Origin of the sequence: Streptomyces sp. IBSBF 2435 (assembly GCF_036815005.1) — a bacterium.
In the GTDB taxonomy this organism is placed as follows: Bacteria; Actinomycetota; Actinomycetes; order Streptomycetales; family Streptomycetaceae; genus Actinacidiphila.
Genome location: NZ_JAJSYW010000132.1, coordinates 1 through 25,942, shown reverse-complemented (window position 1 = coordinate 25,942; position 25,942 = coordinate 1). Strand labels below are relative to the sequence as shown.

General features: G+C 72.0%; 20 protein-coding genes and 6 pseudogenes. 14 read left to right on the top strand and 12 right to left on the bottom strand.

Annotated elements, in window-relative coordinates; genetic code table 11:
- Positions 1-659: pseudogene (locus V7E46_RS23295) on the bottom strand (hypothetical protein); the annotation flags it as partial.
- Positions 633-722 (bottom strand): annotated as a pseudogene (locus tag V7E46_RS33975) (LacI family DNA-binding transcriptional regulator); the annotation flags it as partial. The pseudogenes V7E46_RS33975 and V7E46_RS23295, both read right to left, overlap by 27 nt.
- Positions 723-916: 194 nt before the next feature.
- On the opposite strand from V7E46_RS33975, the gene V7E46_RS23290 reads away from it, so the two are divergent.
- The 13 genes and pseudogenes from V7E46_RS23290 (at position 917) to V7E46_RS23230 (ending at position 16,956) form a co-directional block, all read left to right on the top strand.
- On the top strand, positions 917-2,287 hold the full coding sequence (locus V7E46_RS23290) for an ABC transporter substrate-binding protein (RefSeq protein WP_333770241.1): 1,371 nt from the start codon (positions 917-919) through the stop codon (positions 2,285-2,287).
- Positions 2,288-2,379: 92 nt separating this feature from the next.
- Positions 2,380-3,336 carry a carbohydrate ABC transporter permease gene (locus tag V7E46_RS23285; protein WP_333770240.1) on the top strand — a complete coding sequence of 319 codons (957 nt, stop codon included), beginning with the start codon at positions 2,380-2,382 and terminating at the stop codon, positions 3,334-3,336.
- A gap of 21 nt (positions 3,337-3,357) precedes the next feature.
- A complete protein-coding gene (locus V7E46_RS23280) occupies positions 3,358-4,266 on the top strand; it encodes a carbohydrate ABC transporter permease (protein WP_333770239.1) in 909 nt (302 codons plus the stop codon).
- A gap of 181 nt (positions 4,267-4,447) precedes the next feature.
- On the top strand, positions 4,448-6,130 hold the full coding sequence (locus V7E46_RS23275; protein WP_333770238.1) for a glycoside hydrolase family 13 protein: 1,683 nt from the start codon (positions 4,448-4,450) through the stop codon (positions 6,128-6,130).
- Positions 6,131-6,170: 40 nt separating this feature from the next.
- Positions 6,171-6,251, top strand: a pseudogene (locus tag V7E46_RS23270) (LacI family DNA-binding transcriptional regulator); the annotation flags it as partial.
- Between the two features lie 43 nt (positions 6,252-6,294).
- Positions 6,295-7,440, top strand: coding sequence for a LacI family DNA-binding transcriptional regulator (locus V7E46_RS23265; protein ID WP_333770237.1), 1,146 nt, complete (start codon positions 6,295-6,297; stop codon positions 7,438-7,440).
- A 280-nt stretch (positions 7,441-7,720) separates the two neighbouring features.
- Positions 7,721-10,531, top strand: a complete 2,811-nt coding sequence (locus tag V7E46_RS23260) for a CBM35 domain-containing protein (protein ID WP_333770236.1) — start codon at positions 7,721-7,723, stop codon at positions 10,529-10,531.
- A 233-nt stretch (positions 10,532-10,764) separates the two neighbouring features.
- Positions 10,765-11,187, top strand: a complete 423-nt coding sequence (locus V7E46_RS23255) for a hypothetical protein (protein ID WP_333770235.1) — start codon at positions 10,765-10,767, stop codon at positions 11,185-11,187.
- A 51-nt stretch (positions 11,188-11,238) separates the two neighbouring features.
- The gene (locus V7E46_RS23250; RefSeq protein ID WP_333770234.1) at positions 11,239-13,506 is read left to right on the top strand and encodes an APC family permease; all 2,268 of its coding nucleotides are present in this window, start codon (positions 11,239-11,241) and stop codon (positions 13,504-13,506) included.
- A gap of 151 nt (positions 13,507-13,657) precedes the next feature.
- The gene (locus V7E46_RS23245) at positions 13,658-14,008 is read left to right on the top strand and encodes a hypothetical protein (RefSeq protein WP_333770233.1); all 351 of its coding nucleotides are present in this window, start codon (positions 13,658-13,660) and stop codon (positions 14,006-14,008) included.
- Positions 14,009-14,088: 80 nt separating this feature from the next.
- A complete protein-coding gene (locus tag V7E46_RS23240) occupies positions 14,089-15,069 on the top strand; it encodes an ATP-binding cassette domain-containing protein (protein WP_333770232.1) in 981 nt (326 codons plus the stop codon).
- Complete coding sequence (locus tag V7E46_RS23235) at positions 15,066-15,896, top strand: ABC transporter permease (protein WP_333770231.1); 831 nt, start codon at positions 15,066-15,068, stop codon at positions 15,894-15,896. The genes V7E46_RS23240 and V7E46_RS23235 overlap by 4 nt, the downstream gene beginning before the upstream one ends.
- A gap of 475 nt (positions 15,897-16,371) precedes the next feature.
- Positions 16,372-16,956, top strand: coding sequence for a hypothetical protein (locus tag V7E46_RS23230; RefSeq protein WP_333770230.1), 585 nt, complete (start codon positions 16,372-16,374; stop codon positions 16,954-16,956).
- Between the two features lie 58 nt (positions 16,957-17,014).
- On the opposite strand, the gene V7E46_RS23225 is transcribed toward V7E46_RS23230, so the two are convergent.
- The 3 genes and pseudogenes from V7E46_RS23225 to V7E46_RS23215 form a co-directional block, all read right to left on the bottom strand.
- The gene (locus tag V7E46_RS23225) at positions 17,015-18,343 is read right to left on the bottom strand and encodes an MFS transporter (RefSeq protein WP_333770229.1); all 1,329 of its coding nucleotides are present in this window, start codon (positions 18,341-18,343) and stop codon (positions 17,015-17,017) included.
- Between the two features lie 64 nt (positions 18,344-18,407).
- On the bottom strand, positions 18,408-18,635 hold the full coding sequence (locus V7E46_RS23220; RefSeq protein WP_329181649.1) for a hypothetical protein: 228 nt from the start codon (positions 18,633-18,635) through the stop codon (positions 18,408-18,410).
- A gap of 167 nt (positions 18,636-18,802) precedes the next feature.
- Positions 18,803-19,150 (bottom strand): annotated as a pseudogene (locus V7E46_RS23215) (PP2C family protein-serine/threonine phosphatase); the annotation flags it as partial.
- Positions 19,151-19,192: 42 nt separating this feature from the next.
- Between V7E46_RS23215 and V7E46_RS23210 the strand changes: the two are divergent.
- Positions 19,193-19,297: pseudogene (locus tag V7E46_RS23210) on the top strand (homocysteine S-methyltransferase); the annotation flags it as partial.
- A 203-nt stretch (positions 19,298-19,500) separates the two neighbouring features.
- On the opposite strand, the gene V7E46_RS23205 reads toward V7E46_RS23210, so the two are convergent.
- The 7 genes and pseudogenes from V7E46_RS23205 to V7E46_RS23175 form a co-directional block, all read right to left on the bottom strand.
- Complete coding sequence (locus V7E46_RS23205) at positions 19,501-19,740, bottom strand: hypothetical protein (RefSeq protein ID WP_329181658.1); 240 nt, start codon at positions 19,738-19,740, stop codon at positions 19,501-19,503.
- 298 nt (positions 19,741-20,038) lie between these two features.
- Complete coding sequence (locus V7E46_RS23200) at positions 20,039-21,208, bottom strand: M20 metallopeptidase family protein (RefSeq protein ID WP_333770228.1); 1,170 nt, start codon at positions 21,206-21,208, stop codon at positions 20,039-20,041.
- On the bottom strand, positions 21,205-22,296 hold the full coding sequence (locus tag V7E46_RS23195; RefSeq protein ID WP_333770227.1) for an LLM class flavin-dependent oxidoreductase: 1,092 nt from the start codon (positions 22,294-22,296) through the stop codon (positions 21,205-21,207). Before V7E46_RS23195 ends, V7E46_RS23200 begins: the two co-directional genes overlap by 4 nt.
- A complete protein-coding gene (locus V7E46_RS23190; protein ID WP_333770226.1) occupies positions 22,293-23,201 on the bottom strand; it encodes an ABC transporter substrate-binding protein in 909 nt (302 codons plus the stop codon). The genes V7E46_RS23195 and V7E46_RS23190 overlap by 4 nt, the downstream gene beginning before the upstream one ends.
- A gap of 197 nt (positions 23,202-23,398) precedes the next feature.
- Positions 23,399-24,004 (bottom strand): annotated as a pseudogene (locus tag V7E46_RS23185) (ABC transporter ATP-binding protein); the annotation flags it as partial.
- Positions 24,001-24,849 (bottom strand): ABC transporter permease, encoded by an 849-nt coding sequence (locus V7E46_RS23180; protein ID WP_333770224.1) that lies wholly within the window; start codon positions 24,847-24,849, stop codon positions 24,001-24,003. The pseudogene V7E46_RS23185 and the gene V7E46_RS23180, both read right to left, overlap by 4 nt.
- On the bottom strand, positions 24,846-25,868 hold the full coding sequence (locus tag V7E46_RS23175; RefSeq protein WP_333770223.1) for an NrtA/SsuA/CpmA family ABC transporter substrate-binding protein: 1,023 nt from the start codon (positions 25,866-25,868) through the stop codon (positions 24,846-24,848). Before V7E46_RS23175 ends, V7E46_RS23180 begins: the two co-directional genes overlap by 4 nt.
- Positions 25,869-25,942 lie beyond the last annotated feature (74 nt).

Sequence of the window (25,942 nt, the reverse complement as noted above, 5' to 3'; positions counted from 1 at the left end):
GGCCGATACGGGTGTGGCCGAGTGAGGTGAGGTGGGCGTAGGCCTGCTGGACCGCGGCCACGTCATCGGTCGACACCTGCGGAAAACCGCCGTGTTCGACAGCGGCGTTGAGCAGCACGACGGGGACGCCGCGCTGGAGCAGGGCCGCGCTCTCGTCGGTGCTGAGCCCGCCGCAGAAGATGACGCCGGAGACCTGCTGGTCGAGCAGCATCGTCACGTACTNCGCTGGAGCAGGGCCGCGCTCTCGTCGGTGCTGAGCCCGCCGCAGAAGATGACGCCGGAGACCTGCTGGTCGAGCAGCATCGTCACGTACTCGGCCTCGGTGAGCCCGCCCGCGGACCGGGTGCACAGGATCGGGGTGAATCCGAGTTGCACCAGGGCGCCGCCCGCGACCTCCGCCAGCGCGGGGAAGATCGGGTTCTGCAACTCGGGCACCACCAAGCCCACCAACCGGGCGCGTACGCCCCGCAGTTGGGTCGGGCGTTCGTAGCCCAGCACATCGAGGGCGGTCAGCACCGCCTGCCGGGTGCTGTCNCCAAGCCCACCAACCGGGCGCGTACGCCCCGCAGTTGGGTCGGGCGTTCGTAGCCCAGCACATCGAGGGCGGTCAGCACCGCCTGCCGGGTGCTGTCCGACACTCCGGGCTTGCCGTTGAGCACCCGGCTCACCGTCGCCTCGCTGACCCCGACTTTCTGGGCCACCTGCACGAGTTTGCGTACCATGAACGCACTATATCCGCGGTCGGCTGTTGATTTTCTGCGTTTCACTTGCATGCCTTACGCATTACATCGACAGCCTCGTGGGTTTTTTGCGTAAATGTGTTTACGTATTGCGTGCCTGGTGAGAGCGACGTAGCTTGTGCGTCACCTCGGGGAGCGGCCGCCCCCTCCACCCCCCTCATGACCAGGGACGATTCATGACCGGTTTCCCGGCGGGCAGCAGAGCCCGCATCGCCCTCGCCGTCACCGCAGCGGCGGGGCTCACCCTCGCGCTGAGCGGCTGCGGCAGCTCCTCCGGCTCGTCCACCTCGTCCGACGGCGTCGTCGCCATCACGGTGAACGACATGCCCGCCAAGACCGACCCGGTGAACCGGAAGATCTTCCTGGAGGACGTGTCCGCCTTCGAGAAGCTGCACCCGAAGATCAAAGTGGTGCCGCACGAGGGCCAGATGGACCCGCAGACCTTCTCCACGAAGCTGGCCGGCGGCCAGTTGGAGAACGCCTTCTACGTGTACTACACCGACCCGGCCGGACTGATCGCCAAGCACCAGGCGGCCGACATCACCCCGTACCTGTCGCAGTTCCCGGCCGCGAGCCAGGTCAAGCCGCAGCTGCGCAAGGTGTTCCAGGACGCGAAGGGCCACACCTACGGCCTGCCCGAAGGCAATTACTCGATGGGGCTCGTCTACAACCGCACGCTGTTCCAGCAGGCCGGGCTCGACCCGGACAAGCCGCCGACGACCTGGGACGAGGTCCGCGCCGACGCCCAGAAGATCGCCGCCCTCGGCCACGGCACCGTGGGCTACGGCGACTACAGCAAGTCCAACACCGGCGGCTGGCACTTCACCGCCGAGATGTACTCGCGCGGCGGCGACGTCGCCAAGCAGCAGTCCGACGGCACCTGGAAGGCCGACTTCGACAACGCCACGGGGAAGGCGGTCCTCCAGCAGCTGCACGACATGCGGTGGACCGACAACTCGATGGGCGAGCGCCAGCTCCTGGAGTGGGCGGACCTGCTCCAGATGATGGGCGCGGGCAAGCTCGGCATGTACCTCGCCACCTCGGACAACATCCCCAGCATCGTCGCGCAGTACAAGGGCGACCCCAAGGAGTACGGCCAGGGCCCGATCCCCGGCGGCCAGGGCACCCTGGCCGGCGGCGGCGGGTTCATGTTCAACCCCAAGGACACCCCCGAGCAGATCAAGGCCGCCATGGCCTGGGTGATGTTCAAGTACGAGAACCCCGACCGCATCGCGCTGGGCTCCCAGCGCGCGGCCGCGGCCAAGCAGCCGGTCGGCCTGCCCGAACCCAACCTGTGGACCGGCGCCGCCGCGCAGGCCAAGGCAGCCGCCGACGCCAGGTACGCCAACGTGCCGGTGAGCAACTACGCGCCCTTCCAGCGGACCATCGCCGGCATCCCGCTGGTGCTCGAACCGCCGAAGGCCCAGCAGATCTACGCCGTGCTGGACACCGCCATGGCCAAGGTCCTCACGCGGAAGGACGCCGACATCGACTCCCTGCTGTCTGACGCGTCCAAGCAGGTCGATTCCCTGCTCGCGGCCCAGTAGACCGCGCGCACCCGGAAGACCGACCCGCACTGTCCGCGGGCCCCGCCGAGCCCCGACCGGCGCGGCCCGCGGACGCCGACGAAGGAGTTCTCATGGCCACCTCCCTGGCCCCGCACCGCCCCGGCCCTCCGGCGGCCCCCTCCCACGGCCGCACCGGGGCACTCGCCGCGCGGCACGCCCGGCTGCGCCGCCGGCTCGCCGACAACGCGCTGGCGTACGGCTTCATGGCGGCCGGCATCGTCTGCTTCGCGGTGTTCTCCTGGTATCCGCTGGTCCGGGGCATCATGCTGAGCTTCCAGCAGGACAACCTGATCACCGCGCCGCAGTGGGTGGGCCTGGACAACTACCGCCGCCTCTTCGACGACCCGCTGTTCTGGACCGCGTGGAAGAACACCGCGGAATTCACCGGCCTGGCGCTGCTGCTCGGCTACGCGGTGCCCTTCGTCATCGCGGTGCTGCTCAACGAACTGCGGCACTTCACGGCGTACTTCCGCATCGCGGTCTACCTGCCGGTGATGCTGCCGCCGATCGTCAGCGTCATGCTCTGGCAGTTCTTCTACGACCCCGGCGGCGGCCTGTTCAACACCGCGCTGCGCGGCGCGCACCTGCCCACCTCGCAGTGGATCCAGTCGCCGGACACCGCGATGATCTCGCTGGTGCTGGTGTCCACCTGGGCCAACATGGGCGGCGCGACGCTGATGTACCTGGCCGCGCTCCAGGCCATCCCCGGCGAGTTGTTCGAGGCGGCCGAGCTGGACGGCGCCGGGCTCTGGGCGCGGCTGCGTTACGTGACCCTCCCGCAGATGCGCTTCATCATGCTCGTCCTGCTGCTGCTCCAGATCATCTCCACCATGCAGGTCTTCATCGAGCCCTTCCAGCTCACCGGCTTCACCGATCCGTCGACCATCACCGTGATGACGCTGATCTACCGCTACGCCTTCGCCGTCAACAACGACTTCGGACTGGCCGCGTCGATGAGCGTGCTGCTGTTCGCCGTCCTCGGGGTGTTCGCCGCGCTGTATCTGCGGCTGACCCGGGAAACGGACTGAGGAACACGAGGGAACACGACCATGACCACACGCGCCTCCGCCTCCCCGGCGACCCGCAGTCTGATCTCCGACCAGGAGCTGGCCCGGCCCCGCTACCGCGCCGCGTACTTCACGGTGCTCACCGTCACGGCCGTGCTGTTCGCCGCCGCCTTCCTCTTCCCCCTGTACTGGATGGCGAGTTCGGCGCTGGAGACCCCGCGCGAATTCGCCGCGCAGACCCCGACGCTGCTGCCGAAGTCCGTGCACGTGGCCGCGTACCGCGACGCGTGGAGCCAGATGGACATCGCGCACTTCTTCCTCAACACCGTCTGGTACGCGGCCGGCGGGTGGCTGATCCAGATCTCGGTGGACGTCTGCGCCGCCTACGCGCTGTCCAAACTGCGGCCGGCGTTCGGCAAGGCGATCTTCGCGGGGATGCTCGCCAGTCTGATGCTGCCCTCCGCGGCCCTGCTGGTGCCCGCCTACCTGACTGTCACCGACCTGCCCCTGGTCCACCTCAACCTGCTGAACACGCCCTGGGCGCTGTGGCTGCCCGGCGCGGCCAACGCCTTCAACATCTACGTGCTGCGGCGCTTCTTCGACCAGATCCCCGGCGAACTCCTCGACGCCGCCAGCATCGACGGCGCCTCCCGGCTGCAAACGCTGCTGCGCGTGGTGCTTCCGCTGTCGCGGTCGGTGCTCGCGGTGATCTCCATCTTCGCGGTCGTCGGGATGTGGAAGGACTTCCTGTGGCCGCTGCTGGTGCTCCAGGACCCGGACAAGCAGACGCTGTCGGTGGCGCTGCACCGGCTGTCCACGTCCACCACGCAGGTGCCGCCGACCGAGATGATCGCGGGGCTCTCGATCGCGGCGGTGCCGATGATCGTGCTGTTCCTGTTCTTCCAGCGGCACATCCTCGGCGGATTGTCCGCCGGAGCGCTCAAGGGCTGACCCGGGCCGGCCGCTGAGGCGGCCCGACCACCGGCCCGGCCGCTGAGGCGGCGCGCCTGTCCCGTACCCCCTCCAGGCCGCTCCCCCGCGGTCCCCGGGCCGCCGGACGCTGCCTCCGCACGCCACTGTCCGCGCACTTTGCCCCGATATCACCACCCCCTCACTGAAGGAGCCCGCCCCCGTGGCCGATCAGACCGTCGCAGCCGAGTCCGCCCAGTGGTGGCGTGACGCCGTCATCTACCAGGTCTACCCGCGTTCCTTCGCCGACGGCGACGGGGACGGCATCGGCGACCTGACCGGCATCCGCGACCGCCTGCCCTATCTGGCCGAACTCGGCGTGGACGCCCTGTGGTTCACCCCGTGGTACGCCTCGCCGCAGGCCGACGCCGGATACGACGTCGCCGACTACCGCCGCATCGACCCGGCCTTCGGCAGCCTGGGACAGGCCGAGGCCCTGATCACCGACGCCCACGCGCTCGGCCTGAGGATCATCGTCGACGTCGTCCCGAACCACGTCTCGGACCGGCACGCCTGGTTCCAGGAGGCCAAGGCCGCAGGTCCCGGCGCCGAGGCCCGCGACCTGTTCTGGTTCCGCCCAGGACGCGGTACGGACGGCGAACTGCCGCCCAACGACTGGCAGTCCGTCTTCGGCGGACCGGCCTGGAGCCGTACCGCCAACCCGGACGGCACGCCCGGCGAGTGGTACCTGCACCTCTTCGCGCCCGAGCAGCCCGACCTGAACTGGAACAACTCCAAGGTCCGCGAGGAGCACGAGAGCGTGCTGCGCTTCTGGTTCGACCGCGGGGCCGACGGGGTGCGGATCGACTCCGCGACGATGCCCGCCAAGGACCCCGCGCTGCCGGACTTCGACCCCGACACGCCGCCGGTGCCGCACCCGTACATCGACCGGGACGACGTACACGACATCTACCGCGCCTGGCGGACCCTCGCCGACGGCTATGAGGAGCCGCGCGCGCTGATCGGCGAGGTGTGGCTGGCCGACCCGGAGCGGTTCGCCCACTACCTGCGCGCCGACGAGATGCACAGCGCCTTCAACTTCGACTACCTCAACTGCCCCTGGGACGCGGCGGCGCTGCGCCGGGTCATCGACGCGACGCTGGCCGCGCACGCGTCGGTCGGCGCCCCGGCCACCTGGGTGCTGTCCAACCACGACGTCACACGGCACGTCACCCGTTACGGCCGTGCCGACACCTCCTTCGGGCTGTCCCTGCGCCAGCACAGGACCCCTACCGACCTGGAGCTGGGCGCCCGCAGGGCGCGGGCCGCACTGCTGCTCAACCTCGCGCTGCCCGGCGGCTGCTACCTCTACCAGGGCGAGGAGCTGGGCCTGTGGGAGGTCGAGGACATCCCCGGCGAGCTGCGCCAGGACCCGATCTTCCACCGCACCGGGGGCACCGACATCGGCCGTGACGGCTGCCGGGTGCCGCTGCCCTGGTCCGGCGGCCAGCCGCCGTTCGGTTTCAGCCCGGAGGGCGCAGCCGCCCCGCCGTGGCTCCCGCAGCCCGAGCAGTGGGCCGCGCACACCGTGCAGGCCCAGGACGGCAGGCCCGGCTCGATGCTGACCTTCTACCGGGCGGCCCTGGGGCTGCGCCGCGGCGAGCGGGGGCTGCGCGGCGCGGACTTCCGCTGGCTGCCGGGACATGCTCCCGGCGTCCTGGGCTTCGCCCGCGGCGACGGCTTCTTCTGCCTGGCGAACCTCTCGGGCGCTACGGTGCCGCTGCCCGCGGACGCCGACGTCGTCCTGTCCAGCGCTCCCGGCTCCGACCCGGCGGACCCCGGCGCGGCGGGATCAGGCGCCGGGGAGCTGCCGACCGATACGACGGTATGGCTGCGGCAGCGCTGACCGGCGCTCGGGCCTCGACGAAGAAAGCGGACATCGCGTCATGACTCGGAGACTGGCGGAAGTGGCCAAGCGGGTGGGCGTCAGCGAGGCGACGGTGAGCCGCGTGCTGAACGGCAAGCCCGGAGTGTCGGACAGCACCCGGCAGGCGGTGCTGACCGCCCTCGATGTGCTGGGCTACGAACGCCCCACCCAACTCNAACGGCAAGCCCGGAGTGTCGGACAGCACCCGGCAGGCGGTGCTGACCGCCCTCGATGTGCTGGGCTACGAACGCCCCACCCAACTCCGGGGCGTACGGGCGCGATTGGTGGGCCTGGTGCTGCCCGAACTGCAGAACCCGATCTTCCCCGCGCTGGCGGAGGTCGCGGGCGGCGCCCTGGTCCAGCTCGGCTTCACACCCGTGCTCTGCACCCGCACCGCGGGCGGGCTCACCGAGGCCGAGTACGTGACGATGCTGCTCGACCAGCAGGTCTCCGGCGTCATCTTCTGCGGCGGACTGAGCGCCGACGAATACCGGGCCCTGCTCCAGCGGGGCCTGCCCGTCGTCCTGCTCAACGCCGCGATCGACTACGCCGCGATCCAGGCGGAGCGGCAGCCCGACCGCCGGCCGGACCGGCCGGGCCCGACCGACCGGCGGCCCGACCGGATCGCGGAACACCGCCAGGACCGCCAGGCCGTCCGTGCCTCGGAGCACCACCAGGAACGGCTCGGTCCCCGCACGCTCGGTTTTCCGCAGGTGTCGACCGATGACGTGGCCGCGGTCCAGCAGGCCTACGCCCACCTCACCTCACTCGGCCACACCCGCATCGGCCTGCTCGTCGGACCCGCCGACCACAGCCCCTCCCGCCGCAAAGCCGCCGCCTTCACCACCCTCGCCCACCACCACCACAACCAGAGCCGGGCAAGACACACCACCACCACCGACACCCACCCCATCGGCCACGCCCTGTTCTCCTTCGAAGGCGGCCAGGCCGTCGCCACCGAACTCCTCGCCACCGGCATCACCGCCCTCATCTGCGGCAGCGACGTCCTCGCCCTCGGCGCCATCCGCGCCGCCCGACGCCAAGGACTCACCGTCCCCCACCACCTCTCCGTCGTCGGCTACGACGACTCCGCCTTCATGAACTACACCGACCCACCCCTCACCACCCTGCGCCAACCCATCGAAGCCATGTCCCGCGCCGCCGTCACCCTCCTCGCCAACCAGATCAACGGCACCAACCCCACCCCCAAAGAACTCCTCCACGAACCCGAACTCGTCGTCCGCCACTCCACCGCACCCGCCCCCACCACCCACACCGGCAAACGCTGAGCGGCATACGATTCGGCGTCCCGCAGCACCCCGGGACGCAGGGAAAGCGCCGAGCAAGAAACCGACCGAAAAGTTTCGCCGCATTCAGCCGCGTCCGCCCGCGAGCCACCGGCGAGCCGACGTCCTGACAGGTCAGGGCACTTGTCGCAGGCGGCACCCGGATTCCGTACTCCGCAGCCGGTATTCCGCAAAAGCCTCCCGGCGCATTGCACAGCAGTTACCGCCGGGCTACGGTGCGGCTCACTCAGGCCACCCCCCTTCCCTGCTGCGGAGCCCATTCATGCCCGAATTCCCCCGGGGTACCCGGCTGCCCAGAACAGCGCCGGCCGCGATCATCGCGCTCCTCGCGCTGCTGGCCGCCCTCGTCAGCTGGACCGCCCTGCGCGCGTCGGCGTCCACCGCCGGCACCGTCTACGAAGCCGAGTCGGCGGCCCTGTCCGGCGGCGCCGTGACCGCCACCGAGCACACCGGCTACACCGGCAGCGGCTTCGTCGCCGGCTACACCGACACCGACAAGGGCAGCGCCGCCACCACCTTCGCCGTCACCGCCCCGACGGCCGGCGGCTATGTCTCGACCCTGCGCTACGCCAACGGCACCACCGCCGCCCAGACCCTCTCGGTCTACGTCAACGGCGCCAAGGTCACCCAGATCTCGCTGCCGGCGACCGCCGACTGGAGCACCTGGGGCACCTTCGCCACCCCGGTCACCCTCAAGTCCGGCGCCGACACGGTGGCATACCGCTTCGACAGCACCGACAGCGGCAACGTCAACCTCGACAACATCACCCTCGCCGCCGCCGCGGCCCCGCAGGCCGGCCAGTACGAGGCCGAGTCCGCCGCGCTGTCCGGCGGTGCCGTCATCGCCGGCGACCACACCGGCTTCACCGGCAGCGGCTTCGTCAGCGGCTACACCGACGGCAACAAGGGCAGCGCCGCCACCACCTTCTCCGTGAGCGCGGCGGGCGCCGGCAGCACCCCGGTCACGCTCCGCTACGCCAACGGCACCACCACGACCCGCACCTTGTCGGTGTACGTCAACGGCGCCAAGGTCACCCAGATCTCGCTGCCGGCGACCGCCGACTGGAACACCTGGGGCACCGCCTCGCAGAACCTGACGCTCAAGGCCGCCGCCTTCTTCACCGGCGGCCCCTCGGTCGCCACCTCGATCTCCGGTTACGCGGGCAGCGGCTACCTGACCGGCTTCACCGCCCAGGGCGCCCAGACGCAGATCGACACGGCCGTACCGTCGGCCGGCACCTACGCGGTGTCCGTCGCGTACGCCAACTCCGCCGGCTCGGCGCAGACCCTGTCGCTCTACCTCAACGGTATCAAGAACGGCCAGCTCAGCCTGCCCGCGGGCAGCGGCTGGCTGTCCCTCGCCAAGTCCGTCACGCTGCGCTCGGGCCTGAACCTGATCGGCCTCCAGCACGACTCGGGCGACACCGGCAACGTCGCCGTCGACGGTGTGGGCATCACCGGCGGCACCGCCCTCGCCGCCCAGGGCGCCACCGTCCCCTACACCGAATACCGCGCCGCCGACGCCACCACCAACGGCAGCGTGCTGCCGGTCAGCCGCACCTACCCCTCGCTCAGCGCCGAGGCCGCCGGCCGCAGCGCCGTCCAGCTCACCGGCACCGGCAAGTACGTCCAGGTCACCCTCGCCGAGCCGGCCAACTCCGTGGTCGTGCGCTACTCGATCCCCGACACCGCCTCCGGATCGCCCACCACCGCCCCGCTCGCCCTCTACGCCGGCAGCACCAAGGTCACCGACCTCACCCTGACCAACAAGTTCTCCTGGCTGTACGGCGGCGGCTACTACGACACCAACAACCCCGGCGACGGCTCCGGCCACCACTTCTACGACGAGGTCCGCTTCAAGAACGCCGCGACCTGGCCGGCCGGCACGGTCCTGAGGTTCCAGAAGGACAGCACCGCCGGCGGCACGTACACCGTGGACACCATCGACACCGAACTGGTGGACGCGGCCTACGCGATGCCCGCCGGCTACGTCTCGGCGGCGACCTACGGCGTGAACCCCGGCGGCGGCGACGTCACCGCGGCACTCAACAGCGCGCTCAGCGCGGTGTCCGGCACCGGCCAGGGCCTGTGGCTGCCGGCGGGCACCTACAGCATCTCCGGCCGGGTCAGCCTGAACAACGTCTCCCTGCGCGGCGCCGGGCAGTGGTACACCACCCTCCAGTCCACCGCGGAGAACGGCGCCGGCGGGCTCTACACGACCGGCGGCCGCAACCAGATCGCCGACCTGTCCGTCTTCGGCGACCACACCTTCCGCAACAACGACCAGGGCGCGCCCGCCATCGAAGGCGCCTTCACCTCCGGCTCGCTGATCCTCAACGTGTGGATGGAGCACGCCAAGGTCGGCCTGTGGGCGGTGCCCGGCAACGGCCTGGACGTCGCCGGCGTACGGGCCCGCGACATCTACGCCGACGGCATCCACGTCCACGGCGGCAGCTCCGGCTCCCGGGTCGAGCAGTCCAACGTACGCAACACCGGCGACGACAACATCGCCCTCGACACCGAGGGCGGCAACGTCACCGACTGCACCGTCTCACACAACACCGCGCAGAGCCCGATCCAGGCCAACGGCATCGGCGTCTACGGCGGCGGAGGCAACGTCATCGAGAACAACGCCGTCAGCGACACCGTCGCCTTCGGCTCCGGCATCACCATCAGCACCGCCTTCGGCCAGAACTTCTCCGGCCCCACCACCGTCCGCAACAACCTGCTCCTGCGGGCCGGCTCCCACCACTCCAACTGGAACTCCGACATCGGCGCCCTGTGGATCTTCGCCGACGCCCAGGGCGACATCACCCAGCCGATAGCCGTCACGGGCAACACCCTCAAGGACAGCTCCTACCAGGCGGTCCTGCTCAGCTTCGGCCACACGATCAGCAATCTGACCTTGGACCGCGACACGATCACCGGCGCCGGCACGTACGGCTTCGACATCAACAACGTCACCGGCAGCATGACGGTCAGCAACACCACCGTCAGCGGCGCGGCCTCCGGCGGCCTCAACAACGCCGGTGGCTACACGATCAACCGGGGGTCGGGCAACTCCGGCTTCTGACCGGGCGACCACCCTCGGGCACACCCCCCACACGCTGCCCGGCCGCGCGCCTTCCCGCGCGGCCGGGCACGCGCACGCGGGAAGCCGCGCCCCGATCGACCATGACAAGCATGATATTTCTGCAAACGCAGCGCCGTCGCCCGCGTGATACAGCAGCATCATCCCCACGGACGTCGCACTGAGTGAGCACTCCGTCCCGGGAGTACGGGCTCGGACGACAATCGGGGGAATTCGTGAAAACGCAGAGCGCACGCAGACGCTCGCTCCTCATCCGCTTATCCGCGGTGCTGGGAATGCTGGCGGCGATGCCGGCCGGAGCGGCGGGTACCGCCTCATCGGCGAGCGCGGGCACCGGCACCTATCCGGCGTACTGGGCGGCTCCCGCACCCATGGACTCGGCATTCGACTCCCGGGGCGAGTACACCCCGACGGTCGCCGGACCCGCCGGCAACCGCGGCGTCCCCGGCAACTCGGCCCAGCTGCCGGGCGATTTCAACGCTGACGGCAGGGCCGACGTCGGGGCCTTCTACGACTACGGCTCCAGCACGGCCAGCCTGTTCGAGTTCCCGGGTGGCCCATCCGGAGTCACCAGTCCGGCCTCCGTCCGGAGTTCCGGATACGGCAACTGGGCGTGGAGTCATATCCTGACCGGCTGAGGCGCGCGCGGGACCCGGTCTGACCGCGGGTGATAAATGACACTGGGTCACATGAACGATGCCCACAGTGAGACCGGTGCGGCCGGCCCCGGTGTTCCCAGCCCCGCGGAGGCGCTGCCCGGCCTCGATGAGGATCAGCTGCACGTGCTGGGCGAGGTCGGGCGGGCCTGGGCGCTGGTGTCGGGCGGTCCCGCCGGGCAGCGGCACGCGCTGCCGGTCGATCCCGACCTCGGCGCCTTCCCGCCGTCCGAGGCCATCGGCCCGGACCGCTTCGGCCGCATGGTCAGCGTGGCCCCGCTCGGTCCCGGCACGTCGCCGGCCGACGAGGGTCCCGCCGCGGGCGCGAGCCGCCTCGCCCAGCGCCTGCGCCACGCGGTGATCGGGGCGCCGCTCAAGAGCACCGCGGTCACCCGCGAGCGGATGCGCAAACTGGTGGCGCTGCCGGTGCTGTCCGCCGACGCGCTGTCCTCTGTGGCGTACGGCCCCGAGGCCATGCTGGCCGTGCTGGTGCTGGCCGGAACCGCGGGGCTGGACTACACGACGCCGGTCGCGGCGGCGATCGCGTTCCTGATGCTCGCGGTCGGGGTGTCCTACCGGCAGACGATCCGCGCGTATCCGCACGGCGGAGGCTCGTACATCGTGGCGAGCGACAACCTCGGCCGCGTAACAGGTCTGGTGGCAGCGGCCGGGCTGATGACGGACTACATCCTCACCGTCGCGGTGTCGATCGCCTCGGGTGTCGCCGCCATCACCTCCGCGCTGCCGTCGGTGTCCGGCTACACCGTCCCGATGGGCGCGGGCGTGATCGCGCTGCTGCTCGTCGGGAACCTCCGCGGCCTGCGCCAGGCGGGCGCGCTGTTCGCCGCCCCGACCTACGCCTTCACCGTCGCGGTGTTCGCCCTGATCGCAGTGGGCCTCCACGACGCCGCCGGGCGGGACTTCCACGCGACGGCGACCCCGCACCTGAACGCCACCGAGGGTGTCGGCATCCTCCTGGTGATGCGCGCCTTCGCCTCCGGCTCCACGGCCATGACCGGCATCGAGGCGATCTCCAACGCGGTGCCCGCCTTCCAGCCGACGGAATGGCGCAACGCCCGCACCACCCTGACCTGGATGATCGGCCTGCTGATCACGATGTTCGCGGGGACCACGGCCATCGCCGTCCTCGACGGTGTCGTGCCCCGCTCCGACGAGACCGTGCTGTCGCAGCTCGCCCACCGCAGCTTCGGCTCGGGGCCGATGTACGTCTTCACCCAGGCCGCCACCGCGGCGGTCCTGCTGCTGGCCGCGAACACCGCCTACAACGACTTCCCCCGGGTGCTCTTCCTGCTGGCCCGCGACGGGCACGCGCCGCGGGCGTTCCTGCGGCTGGGCGACCGGCTCGCGTTCAGCAACGGGATCACCCTGCTGTCAGTGGCCGCCGCCCTGGTCTTCGTCGCCTTCAGCGGCGACACCGCCTCGCTCATCCCGCTGTACGCGGTCGGGGTGTTCCTCGCCTTCACGCTGTCGCAGGCCGGCATGGTGCGGCACTGGTGGCGGCTGCGCGACCGGCACTGGCGCAAGAGCCTGTTCTTCAACGCCACCGGCTGCCTGCTGTCCGCCCTCGTCTTCATCACGGCGGGGATCACCAAATTCACCGAGGGCGCCTGGGTGGCGATCGTCGCCGTGGGGGTGTTCCTGATGGTGACGATGAGCATCCACCGCCACTACACGGCGGTCCGCGCGGCGCTTCGGCTGCACCCCCAGTCGATCGAGATCCCGATGTCGCACGACGGTCGCCGCTACGAGCCGCGCCCGCCGGAGCCGCCCGAGGAGGAAGCCGGCCGGGAGGAAGCCGGCCGGGAGGGCCCCGGCCGGGATGGCGCCGGTGAGGCGGACGCCCGGGGGACGGTCGGGGAGGACGAGGAGAGCCCCGAGGAGATCCGGCACCTGTCGATCGTGCCGATCTCCACGCTGGACCTGGCCGGCATGCGCGCCCTCGCCTATGCCGCCTCGCTCCGGCAGCCCGTAATGGCCCTGCACCTGAGCCCCAGCGAGGCCGAGGCTGACCGCTTCCAGAGGTACTGGCACGTGTGGGGCGACCACCTGCCCCTGGAGGTGCTCGTCTCGCCCTACCGGGCGACGGTGGCGCCGCTGGTCAACTACATCGAGGCGCTGCACGAGCAGCAGCCGCGCCTGACCCTGACCATCATCGTCCCGGAGATCGTGACGCGCCGCCGCCGGCACCGCTTCCTGCACAGCCGCACCGCGAACCGCTTGCAGCGCGCGCTGCGCCCGCTGCCGAAGGTCGTCGTCACGACCGTCGCGTACCACGTGTAGCCGGTCGCCGACCGTGGCTCGCCGTGTCGGCGGCGGCCTCGCCGTACGGCGGCCGCGTGGCGGACGGAACGGACGAAAAGGGTGAGGCGGGCGGCGCCGGGATCCCGCCGGGCCACCGCACACACGGGCCCGGCACCCGGTGTGGTGGCTGGTGTCGGCAGCGCTGGTCGCCGCCGCGGTGCTCATCGCAGTGGACCGGCGGCAGGACCTGATCTCGGCCCGGCGTCTGGTCGCGACCGCCCGGCCGGAGCGGCTGGCCGTCGCCGCCTTTTCCGAGGCGCTGTCGCTGGCCTGCCTGGCCTCCCTGCAACGGCGGCTGCTGCGGCTGGGCGGTGCCCGCCTCGGGCTCGGCCTGGTGGGCGTCATGATCGTGGCGGCCAACGCGGTGGCCGGTGCGCTTCCCGGCGGCGCGGCGTTCGCTGCCGCCTGGCAGTTCGGGCAGATGCGGCGGCGCCGGGTGCCGCCGGGCGACGGACGGGGCGGGCGGACACCGGGGGGATGACGCCGGGAGGACGCGCGCCGCGGCGGCCCGCGGGTGACTATGGAGGACAGGGGGCGTGCCGCAGCGAGCGAGGTGGTTCCGTGGACCGGCCAGCGATCACCGTCTCCTGCCTGAGCAAGCAGTTCGGGCAGTTGACCGCACTGGACTCGGTGGACTTCGACGTCGAGCCGGGGACGGTCCTGGGCCTGCTGGGGCCGAACGGCGCGGGCAAGAGCACCGCCATCCGCATCCTGACCACGATCCTGCCGCCGAGCGCCGGCCGCGCCGAGGTGCTCGGGCACGATGTCGTCCGCGAGCCCGCCACCGTACGCGCCCTGATCGGCCTGGCCGGGCAGTACGCGGCGGTGGACAAGAACCTCACCGGCCGGGAAAATCTGCGGCTGATCGGGCGCCTCACCCACGTACGCCGCTCCCGGGTACGCAGGCGGGCCACCGAGCTGCTGGAGCGCTTCGAGCTGACCGACGCCGCCGACCGTCCCGCGCGCACCTACTCCGGCGGGATGCGCAGACGCCTGGACGTCGCGGCGGCCCTGGTCCCCGACCCGCCGGTGCTCTTCCTCGACGAGCCGACCACCGGCCTCGACCCGCAGAGCCGCAAGGCCCTGTGGCACCTGATCCGCCGGCTGGTCGCCGACGGAACGACCGTCCTGCTCACCACGCAGTATCTGGAGGAGGCCGACCAGCTCGCCTCCCGGGTCGTCGTCATCGACCACGGCCAGGTCATCGCCGACGACACCCCCGCGCTGCTCAAGTCCCGGCTGGGCAACACCGTCATCGAACTCGACATGGCCGGCGCCGACCGCGCGGAACAGGCGGCGGATCTGCTCCAGGGCCGCTTCGAGGAGCCACCGCACGTGGACGGCCCCGGCGTCAGCCTGGCCTCGCGCGACGGCTCCCGGCCGCTGCTGGAAGTGCTGCGGCTGCTGGAGGCGCACGGCCTGGTGCCCGGCACCGTGGCCGTCAGGGAGCCCAGCCTCGACGACGTCTTCCTCCAGCTGACCGGCCACTCCGGCGGGGCGGATCCCGCCGCGGACGGCCCGCCGACCGCAAGCGCCTCATGACCGGGGCCGCCTCCGCCCCGTGCAAGGAGCGCCAGGAGTCGCTGACCCACGCGGCGCCCCGCCTGGTGCGCACCGCCCAGGACGGCCTGGCCGTCGCCTGGCGGAACCTGATCGGACTGCGCCGGGTGCCCCGGCTGCTGGTCTTCTCCACCATCCAGCCGCTGGTCTTCGTGCTGATGTTCCGGTACGTCTTCGGCGGCGTCGTCGCCCCGGCGCTGCACGGGGTCAGCTACGTGGACTTCCTGATCCCCGGCATCTTCGTGCAGACCGCCGTCTTCGGGTCGATGAACACCGCGATCGGCCTGGCCACCGACATGCAGACGGGGCTCATGGAGCGGTTCCGCTCGCTGCCGATGGCCAGATCGGCGGTCCTGGTGGGACGCACCGTCGCCGACCTCGTACGCAATGTCTTCGTCGTGGCGCTGATGACGGGGGTCGGCTTCGCCATCGGCTTCCGCATCCACGCCGGAGTGCTGTCCTTCCTCGGCGGTGTGCTGCTGGTCCTGGCCTTCGGCTTCGCGATGTCGTGGATCTTCGCGGTGGTCGGCATGGCGGTCGGCGACCCGGAAACCGCCCAGGCCGCGGCCTTCCCCGTGCTGGCGCCGCTGGTCTTCGCCTCCGCTGCGTTCGTCCCGGTCAACACCATGCCGGGCTGGCTCCAGGCGTTCGCGGTGCACCAGCCGGTGTCCAGGACCGCCGACGCCGTCAGAGTCCTGGTGCTCGGCGGCCCGGCCACCGCCGACGTCTGGCAGGCACTCGCCTGGGACGCCGGCATCGTGGCCGTGTTCGCACCGCTGGGCGTATGGCTCTACCGCAGAGCGGTGTGACGCGGACCGCCCGTCGGCCGCGGCTGCCGCGTGAAGCCCCGTCACGACGGCTGTCCTCCCGGTGGAGCGCGCGGTAATCAGGAGCCCTGTCCTCACCGGTGCCCGGTCGTGACCGCCGCCCGCCCGCGGCACACCGGGGAGGGGACGGACCGCGTCCCCTCCCCGGCCGTACGGAACGCGGGTGGGCGCCCGCGCTCCCACCGGGGGCGGCGGAATCGCGTCACACCCCGCCGGCGCGGAACGGCAGCACAGAAGAGGATTTCGGGCCGGGGGAATTCTTGCTCCGCGGTAAATTGAGTGCAATGAGCTGTGGACCGGTCCGGATTTTGGTTTGTCAACGGGCCGGGAACGAGACAGCGGGGGCATTCTTGTCCGTATTGTCGAAGCGACCTGATAAGCCCTGTTCACGAGTTCATCGCCTGGCCATCCTTCTGGGGCACCACCCCATTCGGGTAAGTCCGAGAAGGGAACAGTCATGGCCAGTCTGCCCCGCATAGGCCGCCGCGCCGCCGCAGTCGGCGCGCTCGGCGTCCTCGTCACCACCCTGGGCACCGGTGTCGCCACCGCGAAGCCCGCAGGACCGACGGGCGTCATCAGGATCATCGCCGGAGTTCCGCAGACGATCACGGAATCCAGTGGGACCGCGTTCCAATGCCCGACCAACTATGTGATGATCGGCCGTGCCCATTCGGGTGACGAGAATGGTGGAACGACGTACTACTGTGCCCGGATCCTGATCGACGGCTATCAGGTGACCGTCAATCCGGAACCGTGGACGAACGGGCAGAAGGAGAGCGCGTCGTCCTTCACCGCGCCCGAGGACGAAGTCATCATCGGGCGCCAGCACTCCGGTGACGAGAACGGCAACACCTCGTACCGCACCGCATACCTGACCTATCAGGGCCGGGAACTGACCCTGCAGAACCAGCACACGGTCGGCCCGTACCGGGAGAGCAGCAGTTCCTCCACGGCCGCCGCCGGCGAACTCATGGTCGGCCGCTCGCACTCCGGTGACGAGAACGGCAACACCTACTACCAGTACGCGGCGCTCGTCGGCTGATGCGCGACCGCCGGGTCCCGGGACCTCGCGGGGCCCGGCGCGGGCGGCGCGCCGGACGTCAGCCGATCTCCACGCCGTCCGCGGTGCGCGGGGCGGCAGGGGTCTGCTCGGGCGCGCGTGCTGCGCCCCGCGCGTCGTACGCCATCAGCGCGGGCAGCGACGCCGCCAGCAGGCCCACCGCCGCCACACAGGCCGCGCCGCCGGACCACACCGAGGTACGCGCCGAGGTGAGCGCGGCCACCCCGCCGGAACGGACCTGGCCGAGCTGCGGACCCACCGAGTACGAGAGCAGCTCGATCCCGGCCAGCCGCCCGCGCAGCTCGTCCGGGATCGTCTGGTTCCACATCGTGCTCCGCCCGATGCCGCTGATCATGTCCAGTCCGCCCGCCACGGCCAGGCACAGCAGCACCAGCCAGATCTCCCCGGCCCACCCCGCGAAGACCATGGCCGCACCCCACCCGGCCGCCGCCAGCACCACCATCCGCCCGTGCCGGTGGACCCGGGTCGCCCAGCCGCTGGTCAGACTGACCAGCAGTGAACCCACCGACCCGGCCGCGTACATCAGGCCCAGCGACCACCGGGCGTGCAGGTCGTCGGCGAGGAAGGGGAAGATCGCGGCCGGGTAGGCGAAGAACATCGCCGCCATGTCGATCGCGTAGGTGCCCAGCAGCTCCTTGCGGCTCCAGGCGTAGCGCGCGCCCTGGGCGATGCCGCGCAGCGACGGCGGCGCGGCATCGTGCGCGGCCGGCGAGCGGCGCAGCCCGAGACCGAGGCAGACCGAGACGGCGAAGGTGACGGTGTCGGCGGTGTACGCCCAGCTCAGGCCGGCCCAGGCGATCACCAGGCCGGCCACAGAAGGCCCGGCGATGGCGCCGACCTGATAGCGCAGCGCGTTCAGCGAGGCCGCCGCGGCCAGTTGGTCGCGTGGCACGATCCGCTGCACGATCGCGTCCAGCGCCGGCCGCTGGAGCCCGGTCAGCGCGCTGGACAGCGCCGCCACCACGTACAGCAGCCACACCTCGGGGTGCGGCAGCAGCGTGTTCACCAGCAGTGCGGCGGCCAGCAGGCCCTGCGCCGCCTCGGTGGCGTTGATCAGCAGTTTGCGGTCCATCGCGTCGGCGAGCGCACCGCCGTAGAGCCCGAAGACGATCAGCGGCACCAGCTCCACCGCGCCGATCGCGCCGACCGCGGCGGCGGAACCGGTCAGGTCCTTGACCTGCACCGGCAGCGCCACCACGGTCAGGAAACTGCCGAAGGTCGTGATCACCCCGGCGAGCCACATCAGGCGGAAGTCGCGCGAGGTGCGCCACGGCGTCAGGTCCGGCAGCAGCGCCCTGGCCCGTCCGCCGTTCGGCTTCGCGGGTGCGGTGGGGGAGTCGTCGGTCACAGGGTGGCATGTTCCCTGCCGGCGGCCGTCCGGGCAAAGGATTATCGGCGGTCCCCGGCCCCCGCTAGCCGGCGTGGTGCCTCTCGTGGTGGGCGAGGGCGAGCCCGAGGCCGAAGAAGGTGGGCGCCCACTCCCCGACGAAGATGCCCCAGCGGTCCGCCCGGGACACACCCGCGGCTTCGGCCTGCATCGACACCGCCCACGCCAGGAGGGACAGGCCCACCGACGCCAGACCCGCGTCGTAGCAGTGCGTGGACCGCAGTCCGTTGTCGTGCAGAAGTTTGACCAGCATGGCGTCTCCCTCGGCAGTGATGGTGCCTCCACCCTCGCGTCCGGGCCGGGCACGCGCCCGGCAGCCGTCACCAGACGGGTGACGTCCCGGCGCTGAGCGCCCCTCCCGGCCGGGTGTTCTCCCGCGCCTCGCGCGGAGCCGAGGGCCGGACCGGGCTGCGCCCCTGCCTACAGCCGGCGCTCCACGACGTCGGCGACCACGCAGCTGACGTTGTCGGGGCCGCCGGAGTCGTTGGCGAGGGCGATGAGCCGGCGGGCCGCCTCGCCGGGCTCACCGGTCGCGGTGAGCACCTGGCGGATCCCGTCCGTCGGCACGACCGCCGACAGCCCGTCGGAGCAGAGCAGATACCGGTCCCCTTGCCCGGCGTCGTGGAGGCGCAGGTCGGCGCCGGCGCCCTGGCCCAGGGCGCGTACCAGCAGCGACCGCTGGGGATGGGCGGCGGCCTCCTCCGGGGTGAGGCGGCCTCCGTCGACCATCGACTGGACCACGGTGTGGTCGTGCGTGATCCTGAACAGCCGGCGCGGCGAGCCGGGAACCCGGCGAGATACGGGACGCACCGCGCCTGGACCGGTGCACCGGCCTTTTCCGCAGGGGACGTACGGGGCTGGCGGTCAGCCGGGGCGCGGCTGACCGGGGGGTGCTGCCGGGTGGGCCACGGGTGATCAGGGGCGTGGCGGAGGTATACGACGCCACGCCTCCTGTGCTGGTCCGCATGACGACGCCGCCGCCAGGCGACCGCCCGACGCACCCGCTACCGGCAACGCACATCCGCCAAAAACATCACGTGGGCACGAAGCGCTGCTGGAGTGCTAGCTGTTCCGGGCCCTGCGCCGGTGTGGGTGTCCCCGGCGCAGGGCGGCGGGTCTCAGTAGTCGGTGCCGCTGATGTCGATGCCGCCGATGAGGGACCCCGACTCCTCGAACCCGCCGTGCGCGCGGGTGATGCCCCACGGGCCGCCGAGGTTCTCGTACGAGAAGCCCCCGCGGGCCGCCTCCTTGCCGGCGAACCATCCGCTGTCGCTCGTGGCGGCGGCAGCGGGCCCGGCCGCCAGGAAAGCAGCGGCGGCAATGCCCGTCAGAGTGATGGCGATGCGACGAAACGTCATGTCTGTCCTCCTGATCTCGGAATTTGCACTCACCGTCGCCCTTCCCGGTACAAGTCACTCGGCGACCCGCCGGCCTGCCGCCCGAAAGGATGGCGGCCGGATGGCGTATCCAGGGCCGCGGTGCTGTTACTGCCGGTCAGCGCCGCGGGCGCCGACGTAGTGGCGCACCCGGCGCTGCCAGCGTCCGGGCGTCACCACGGTCCAGCTCCACGCCTCCCCGCCGCCGGCCGGCCTCGCCCCCGGCCACGCCCCGTGTCCCCGTGTCCCCGTGACGCGGAGACACGGGGACACGGCGCGGTCAGCCGGCCGCCGGGTCGGCGGCGGCGAGGCGGCGCAGGGCGACCTCGGCCAGCAGCGCGGCGCCGTCGGGCAGCACCGAGTCGTCGAAGGCCGCGTCCGGGGCGTGGTTGCCGGGGGCGGTGGCCGGGTCGCGGCCGGGCGGGCAGGCGCCGAGGCCGGTCATCACGCCGGGGATCTCGGCGAGCACCCGGCCGATGTCGTCGGAGACCAGCGCGGGACGGCCGCCGCGCAGGAAGCGCGCGGCGCCGAAGAGGTCGGCCACGGCCGCGCCGACCAGATCGGCCTCGGCGCCGTCGTTCACGGTCGCCGGGTACCCCGCGGTGTACTCGGCCCGTACTTCCAGGTCGTGGGCCGCGCCGATGCCGTGCGCGATGCGCTCGGCGACCGCCGCGAGCCGGGCCAGCGTGTCGTCGGACAGCGCGCGCAGCGTCGCCTCGATCCGGGCCTGCGCGGGCACGATGTTGGGCCGGGTGCCGGCGTGCACGCTGCCGACGGTGAGCACCACCGGATCGAACGGGTCGAAGCGGCGGGCCGGCACCGCGCTGAGCGCGGTGACGAGTTCGGCGACCGCCGGGATCGGGTCACGGGCTCGGTGCGGCCAGGCGCCGTGGCCGCCGGCGCCGTGGAAGGTGACGGTCAGGGTGCCGTTGGCGGCCAGCGCGGGCCCCGCGGTGTTGCTGAACTGCCCGGCAGGCGCGGACGCGCTGGAGTGCAGGGCGTAGGCGGCGACCGGGCGGCTGCCGGTGGTGTCGAGCAGCCCCTCCTCCAGCATCAGCCGCGCCCCGTCGTGGCCCTCCTCTCCCGGCTGGAACATCAGCAGGACGTCGCCCGCGAACCGGTCCCGCCGGGCGGCCAGCAGGTACGCGGCGCCGACCAGCATCGCGGCGTGCTGGTCGTGGCCGCAGGCGTGCCGGGGGCCGTCGGGGAACGGCAGCGCGTCCAGGTCGGCCCGCAGCAGCACGGTCGGCCCGGGCCGCGCGCCGGACACGACGCCGACCACGGAGGTCAGCGCCGTGCCGGTGCGCAGCTCCAGGCCGAGGCCGTCGAGCGCGCCGAGGACGGCCTGCTGGGTGCGGGGCAGGTGCAGACCGGTCTCGGGGTGGTCGTGGACGTCGTGCCGCAGCCGGTCGAGTTCCAGCGAACGGGCGTCCTCCAGCAGGCCGTTCATCCCGCGCTGCCCCGCAGCGCGGGCAGCACCGTCTCGGCGATCCGGTACGCCTCCTCCAGCAGCGGGTTGCCGGACAGGATGAAGGTGCCCACGCCCAGGTCCTGGAATTCCCTGAGCCGCTCCACGACCTGCTCGGTGCTGCCGACGACGGCGGTGCCGGGTCCGGGGCGGAACAGGCTCATGCCCGGCCACAGGTTCGGGTGTTTGACCAGCTCCCGCGCGTGCGCGGGCACCCGGCCGCCGTGCTGGCGGAACTGCCGCGCCCAGCCCTCGCCGTCCTTGCCCTCCGGGTCCCCGAGCATCCGGGTGTACGTGGCCTGGCTGGTGACGTCGAGCAGCCGGTCGGCGGCGGCCCACGCCTCGTCCTCGGTGTCCCGGACGATCAGGTGCAGCCGCAGGCCGAGCCGCAGTTCGCGGCCGTAGTGCGCGGCGCGCTCGCGCACCCGGTCCAGCTTCTCCTTCAGCAGGTGCGGCGGTTCGCCCCAGGTGAGGTAGACGTCGACGTGCTCGGCGGCCATCTCGATGCCCGGCGCGGAGGACCCGCCGAACCACAGCGGGGTGTGCGCCCCGCCCTGGACGGGGGTCAGTTCGCGCAGCGAGGCGCCGGCGCTGGCCAGTTCGTAGAACCGGCCCTTGTGGTCGAAGACCTCGCCGGCGGTGAGCCGCTTGACGATGTCCCAGTACTCGGCGCTGAGTTCGTAGCGCTCGTCGTGTTCGAGGTGCAGCCCGGCCTGGCGCAGCGCTTCGGTGGACCCGTTGACGACGTTGAAACGCAGCCGGTCGGGGCCGAAGAGATGGGCGAAGCTCAGCGCCATCTTGGCGAGCATGGTGGGGGAGATCAGCCCGGGGTGCACCGCGAGCAGCGGCTTGAACGAGGGGCGGGTCACCGCGGCGACCGCGCTGGCCAGCGGCCACACGTCGTAGAGGTCGGTGGCGAACAGCGCGCCGTCGTAGCCCAGCCGGTCGACCGCGGCGCCCAGCTGCTGGAGGTAGGCCAGGTCGATGCTCCGCCGGCCGGCGGGCTCCCACGGGTAGGCGCCCTCGCGCGGAATGATGTACCAGAGGATTTCGGGGGTGGGCACGGTCACTTCTCCGGGGATTCAGGGGCTTCGAGGGCCTGCGCCGCGGCGGTGTCCAGGCCTGGGTGGCGGGAGTCGGCGACCGTGATCGGCCGGGCGAGGAAGCCGGCCTCGGCGAGGATGTCGGCGGCCTCCTGCTGCTCGGCCACGAAGGCGTCGGAGACCGGTTCGAGCCGCCAGGGCAGCGCGGCCAGCGCCTCGTGCCAGTCCGCGGCCGAGCCGCCCTGGTCGGCCGCGGCGATGTCGGCGGCCTCGTCCAGGTGGCCCGCGGCCCAGTCGTCGGCGGCCTGGAGCGCCCGGGTGATCAGCCCGACCAGCTCGGGGCGGGTGTCGGCCAGGTCGCGGCGGGTGAAGAAGACCGAGCGGTCGGCGATCAGGTCGCCGGCCTCGGCCAGGGTACGGACCCGGCCCTCGCGGCGGGCGGCGGACAGCTCGGCGCCCTGCCCCACCCACGCGTCGATCGAGCCGTCGAGCAGCCGCGCGTAGGAGTCGGCGGCGGAGCGCTCGGCGGTGATGTCGGAGCCGTAGGAAAAGCCTTCCCGCGCCAGCGACTTGGCCACGAAGTGGGTCTGCCAGGAGCCGATCGCCAGGTGGACGGTACGGCCCTTGAGGTCGGCGACGGACGCGATGTCGCTGTCGGCGCGGACCAGCAGCGCGCCGTGGCCGGGGCGCGGCGCCGACACGGCGGCGTAGACCAGGTCGTGTCCGGCCGCCTGCGCCGACAGCGGCGGGGTGGAGCCGGTGCCGCCGAAGTCGATGGTGCCGTCGGCCAGTGCGGCTGCGGTGTCCAGGCCGCCGACCTGGTGCCAGGCCACGGTCTCGCCCGACGGGCGGAGCAGCTCCTCCAGCAGGCCGAGCCGCGACAGGTGGTAGAGGGAGGGATTGGCCTTGTGAACACCGATGTTGACGGTCATGCGGGGGACTCCTCGGAAGTGGTGGGCGTGGGCGCGCCTGTGTGGACGCCGAGTTCGGTGAGCAGCCGGGTGCGCAGCGCGGCGAAACGCGGGTCGGCGCTGTCGCGCGGGTGGTCGATGGCGATCCGCTCGTCGGTCGCCAGCCGGCCGTCGCGCAGCACGGCCACCCGGTCGGCCAGCCGGATCGCCTCGTCGACGTCATGGGTGACGAGCAGCACGGCGGGCCGGTGGCGGCGGCACAGCTCGCCGACCAGGTCGTGCATCCGCAGCCGGGTGAGCGCGTCGAGGGCGGCGAACGGCTCGTCCAGCAGCAGCAGTTCCGGCTCGCGGATCAACGCCCGTGCCAGGGCGACGCGTTGGGCCTCGCCACCGGACAGGGTGGCGGGCCAGGCGTCCGCGTGCCCGTCGAGGCCGACCTCGGCCAGCGCGCGCCGGCCGGTCTCCTTGGTGCGCGGGCCGCGCGGCAGCGCGACGGTGACGTTGGCCAGCACCTTCTTGGACGGGACCAGCCGCGGTTCCTGGAAGACGACGGTACGTGCCTCGGGGACCAGCACGGTGCCGGCGTCGTGCCGGTCGAGGGCGCCGAGGATGCGCAGCAGCGTGGTCTTGCCGGTACCGCTGGCGCCCAGCAGGGCGAGGAATTCGCCCTGGGCGATGTCCAGGTCCAGGCGGTCCAGCACATCGCGGGCGCCGAAGGTGCGGCGCAGGCCCCGGATGCGGACGGCGGCCCGGCCGCCGTGCCGGTGCTCGGCGGCAGCGCTGTCCTGCTTGTGCCGGGCGGTCCCGGCCAGTGTCTCGCTCATCGCGCCGCCCCCTGGCTGCGCCACGGCATCAGGAACCGCTCCAGCAGCCGGGCCGTGCCGTCCGCGACCAGGCCGATCAGGGCGTAGATGAGGATGCAGACGGTGAGGATGTCGGTGCGGGAGTATTCCTGCGCGGTGGACATCAGGTAGCCGATCCCGGCCGTGGAGTTGATCTCCTCGGCCGCGATCAGCGCGATCACGCTGAGCGTCATCGACAGCCGCAGCCCGGACAGCAGCGCGGGCAGCGCGCCCGGCAGCACCACCTCGCGGACCAGCGCGAGGCGGCCCATGCCGAAGCTGCGCATGGCCTCCACCAGCTTGCGGTCGGTGTTGCGTACGCCGCCGGCCGCCGAGACGTACATCGGGAAACTGGTCGCCACCGCGATCAGCACCACCCGGGCGGTCTCGCCGATCCCGAACCAGACCATGAACAGCGGCACCAGGGACAGGAAGGGGATGGTGCGCAGCAACTGGAGCGAGGAGTCGAGCAGTTCCTCGCCGAGCCGGGAGAATCCGGTGACCACGCCGAGCACCAGCCCGATCGACGCGCCTATGGCCAGGCCGAGTCCGGCCCGGGTGAGCGAGACGGACAGCGCGTCGCCGAGCTGGCCGCTGGTCCACAGCTCCCTGAAGGCGGACAGCACCTGGCGGGGCGAGGCGAGCAGCGACGGGCTGAGGGTGCCGGATGCGGACGCCCAGATCCAGGCCAGCACCAGCGCCACCGGGCCGAGCAGCCGCAGCCCCAGGCTCAGCGCGCGCGGGCGCGGCCGGGCCACCTTGGGGCGCGGTGCGACCAGCCCGGGTGCCTCCGGGTCCGCCGACGTGCCGATGGCCAGGGTGCTCACTTGGCGCTCGCCGCGGTCGCGTTGATGTCGATCACATGCGGCTTGACGTCGAAGGCGCCCTTGGTGATCTTCTGGTCGGCGAAGAACTGCGCCACGGTGGCGAAGTGCTCCAACTGGGTCGCACCGATCGGCTGCGCGGTGCCGAGCGCCTTGTCGATCGGCAGTTCCACGGCCTTCTGCGCGTCACTGACGGCCTCGGGACCCGAATCGGTCCTGACGTTGAGGTACGCCTCGGGGTTCTGCTGCTGCTTCACCCCGGCGTCGTGGAGGTAGGTGTAGAGCGCCTTGACGATCTCGGGGTGCTGCTCGGCGAAGCCGTTGCGGACCGCCCAGACGGCGTAGTTCTCCGAGCCGACCTCGCCGCCGGTGGTCAGGAAGCGCGCGCCGGAGTTGGCGATGGTCGGCACGGAGTAGGTGGCCCAGGTGGACCAGGCGTCCACCTGGCCGGAGTTGAACACCGGGCCGATCTGGTTGGGCTGGAGGTAGACCCGCGTGACCTTGTCCACCGGGATGTGCTGCTGCTCAAGGGCCTTGAGCAGCAGGTATTCGCTGGTGCCGCCGTGCCAGACGGCGACCTTCCTGCCGACCAGGTCGCTGATGGTGTTGATGCCGGAGTCCTTCTTCACCAGGATGCCCTCGCCCAGCTTGTCGGGGTCGACGGCGGCGAAGAGCTTGAAGCCGGGCGTCTGGGCCAGCGCGGCGATGGCGGAGGTGATCGAGCCCTCGGCGAAGTCCAGTGCGTTCGCGTCGAGTTCCTGCGCGGCGGGGGCGAACGCGCCGGCCGTGCCGGTCCACGCCACCTTGGCGTGCACCTTGGCCAGGGCCTTGTCGAGCGAGCCGTCCTTGCGGCCGAGGGCGAGCACCCCGGAGTTGCCGCCGTCGGGGAGCCGGACCGTGACGGTGGCGCCGCCGCCGGCGGTGTCCGCGCGGGCCGAGCCGGTGGAGGACGAGGAGCAGGCGGCCAGGCCGAGGGCGGCGAGCAGGGAGGTGGTGGCGAGGGCGAGCTGACGGACGTTCACGGAGGTTCTCCAGAAGATGGCGTGCCGGAAGGCCGGCGCGGGGTTCAGGGGGTGGCGTAGGAGGCGGTGGCGAG

What these genes read in the sequence shown, in the direction of transcription:
- V7E46_RS23280 (WP_333770239.1), top strand. Translation starts at nt 3,358, where the DNA reads ATGACCACACGCGCCTCCGCCTCCCCGGCGACCCGCAGTCTGATCTCC.
- V7E46_RS23230 (WP_333770230.1), top strand. Translation starts at nt 16,372, where the DNA reads ATGGCCAGTCTGCCCCGCATAGGCCGCCGCGCCGCCGCAGTCGGCGCG.
- V7E46_RS23190 (WP_333770226.1), bottom strand. Translation starts at nt 23,201, where the DNA reads ATGACCGTCAACATCGGTGTTCACAAGGCCAATCCCTCCCTCTACCAC.
- V7E46_RS23290 (WP_333770241.1), top strand. Translation starts at nt 917, where the DNA reads ATGACCGGTTTCCCGGCGGGCAGCAGAGCCCGCATCGCCCTCGCCGTC.
- V7E46_RS23205 (WP_329181658.1), bottom strand. Translation starts at nt 19,740, where the DNA reads ATGACGTTTCGTCGCATCGCCATCACTCTGACGGGCATTGCCGCCGCT.
- V7E46_RS23260 (WP_333770236.1), top strand. Translation starts at nt 7,721, where the DNA reads ATGCCCGAATTCCCCCGGGGTACCCGGCTGCCCAGAACAGCGCCGGCC.
- V7E46_RS23220 (WP_329181649.1), bottom strand. Translation starts at nt 18,635, where the DNA reads ATGCTGGTCAAACTTCTGCACGACAACGGACTGCGGTCCACGCACTGC.
- V7E46_RS23285 (WP_333770240.1), top strand. Translation starts at nt 2,380, where the DNA reads ATGGCCACCTCCCTGGCCCCGCACCGCCCCGGCCCTCCGGCGGCCCCC.
- V7E46_RS23250 (WP_333770234.1), top strand. Translation starts at nt 11,239, where the DNA reads ATGAACGATGCCCACAGTGAGACCGGTGCGGCCGGCCCCGGTGTTCCC.
- V7E46_RS23200 (WP_333770228.1), bottom strand. Translation starts at nt 21,208, where the DNA reads ATGAACGGCCTGCTGGAGGACGCCCGTTCGCTGGAACTCGACCGGCTG.
- V7E46_RS23235 (WP_333770231.1), top strand. Translation starts at nt 15,066, where the DNA reads ATGACCGGGGCCGCCTCCGCCCCGTGCAAGGAGCGCCAGGAGTCGCTG.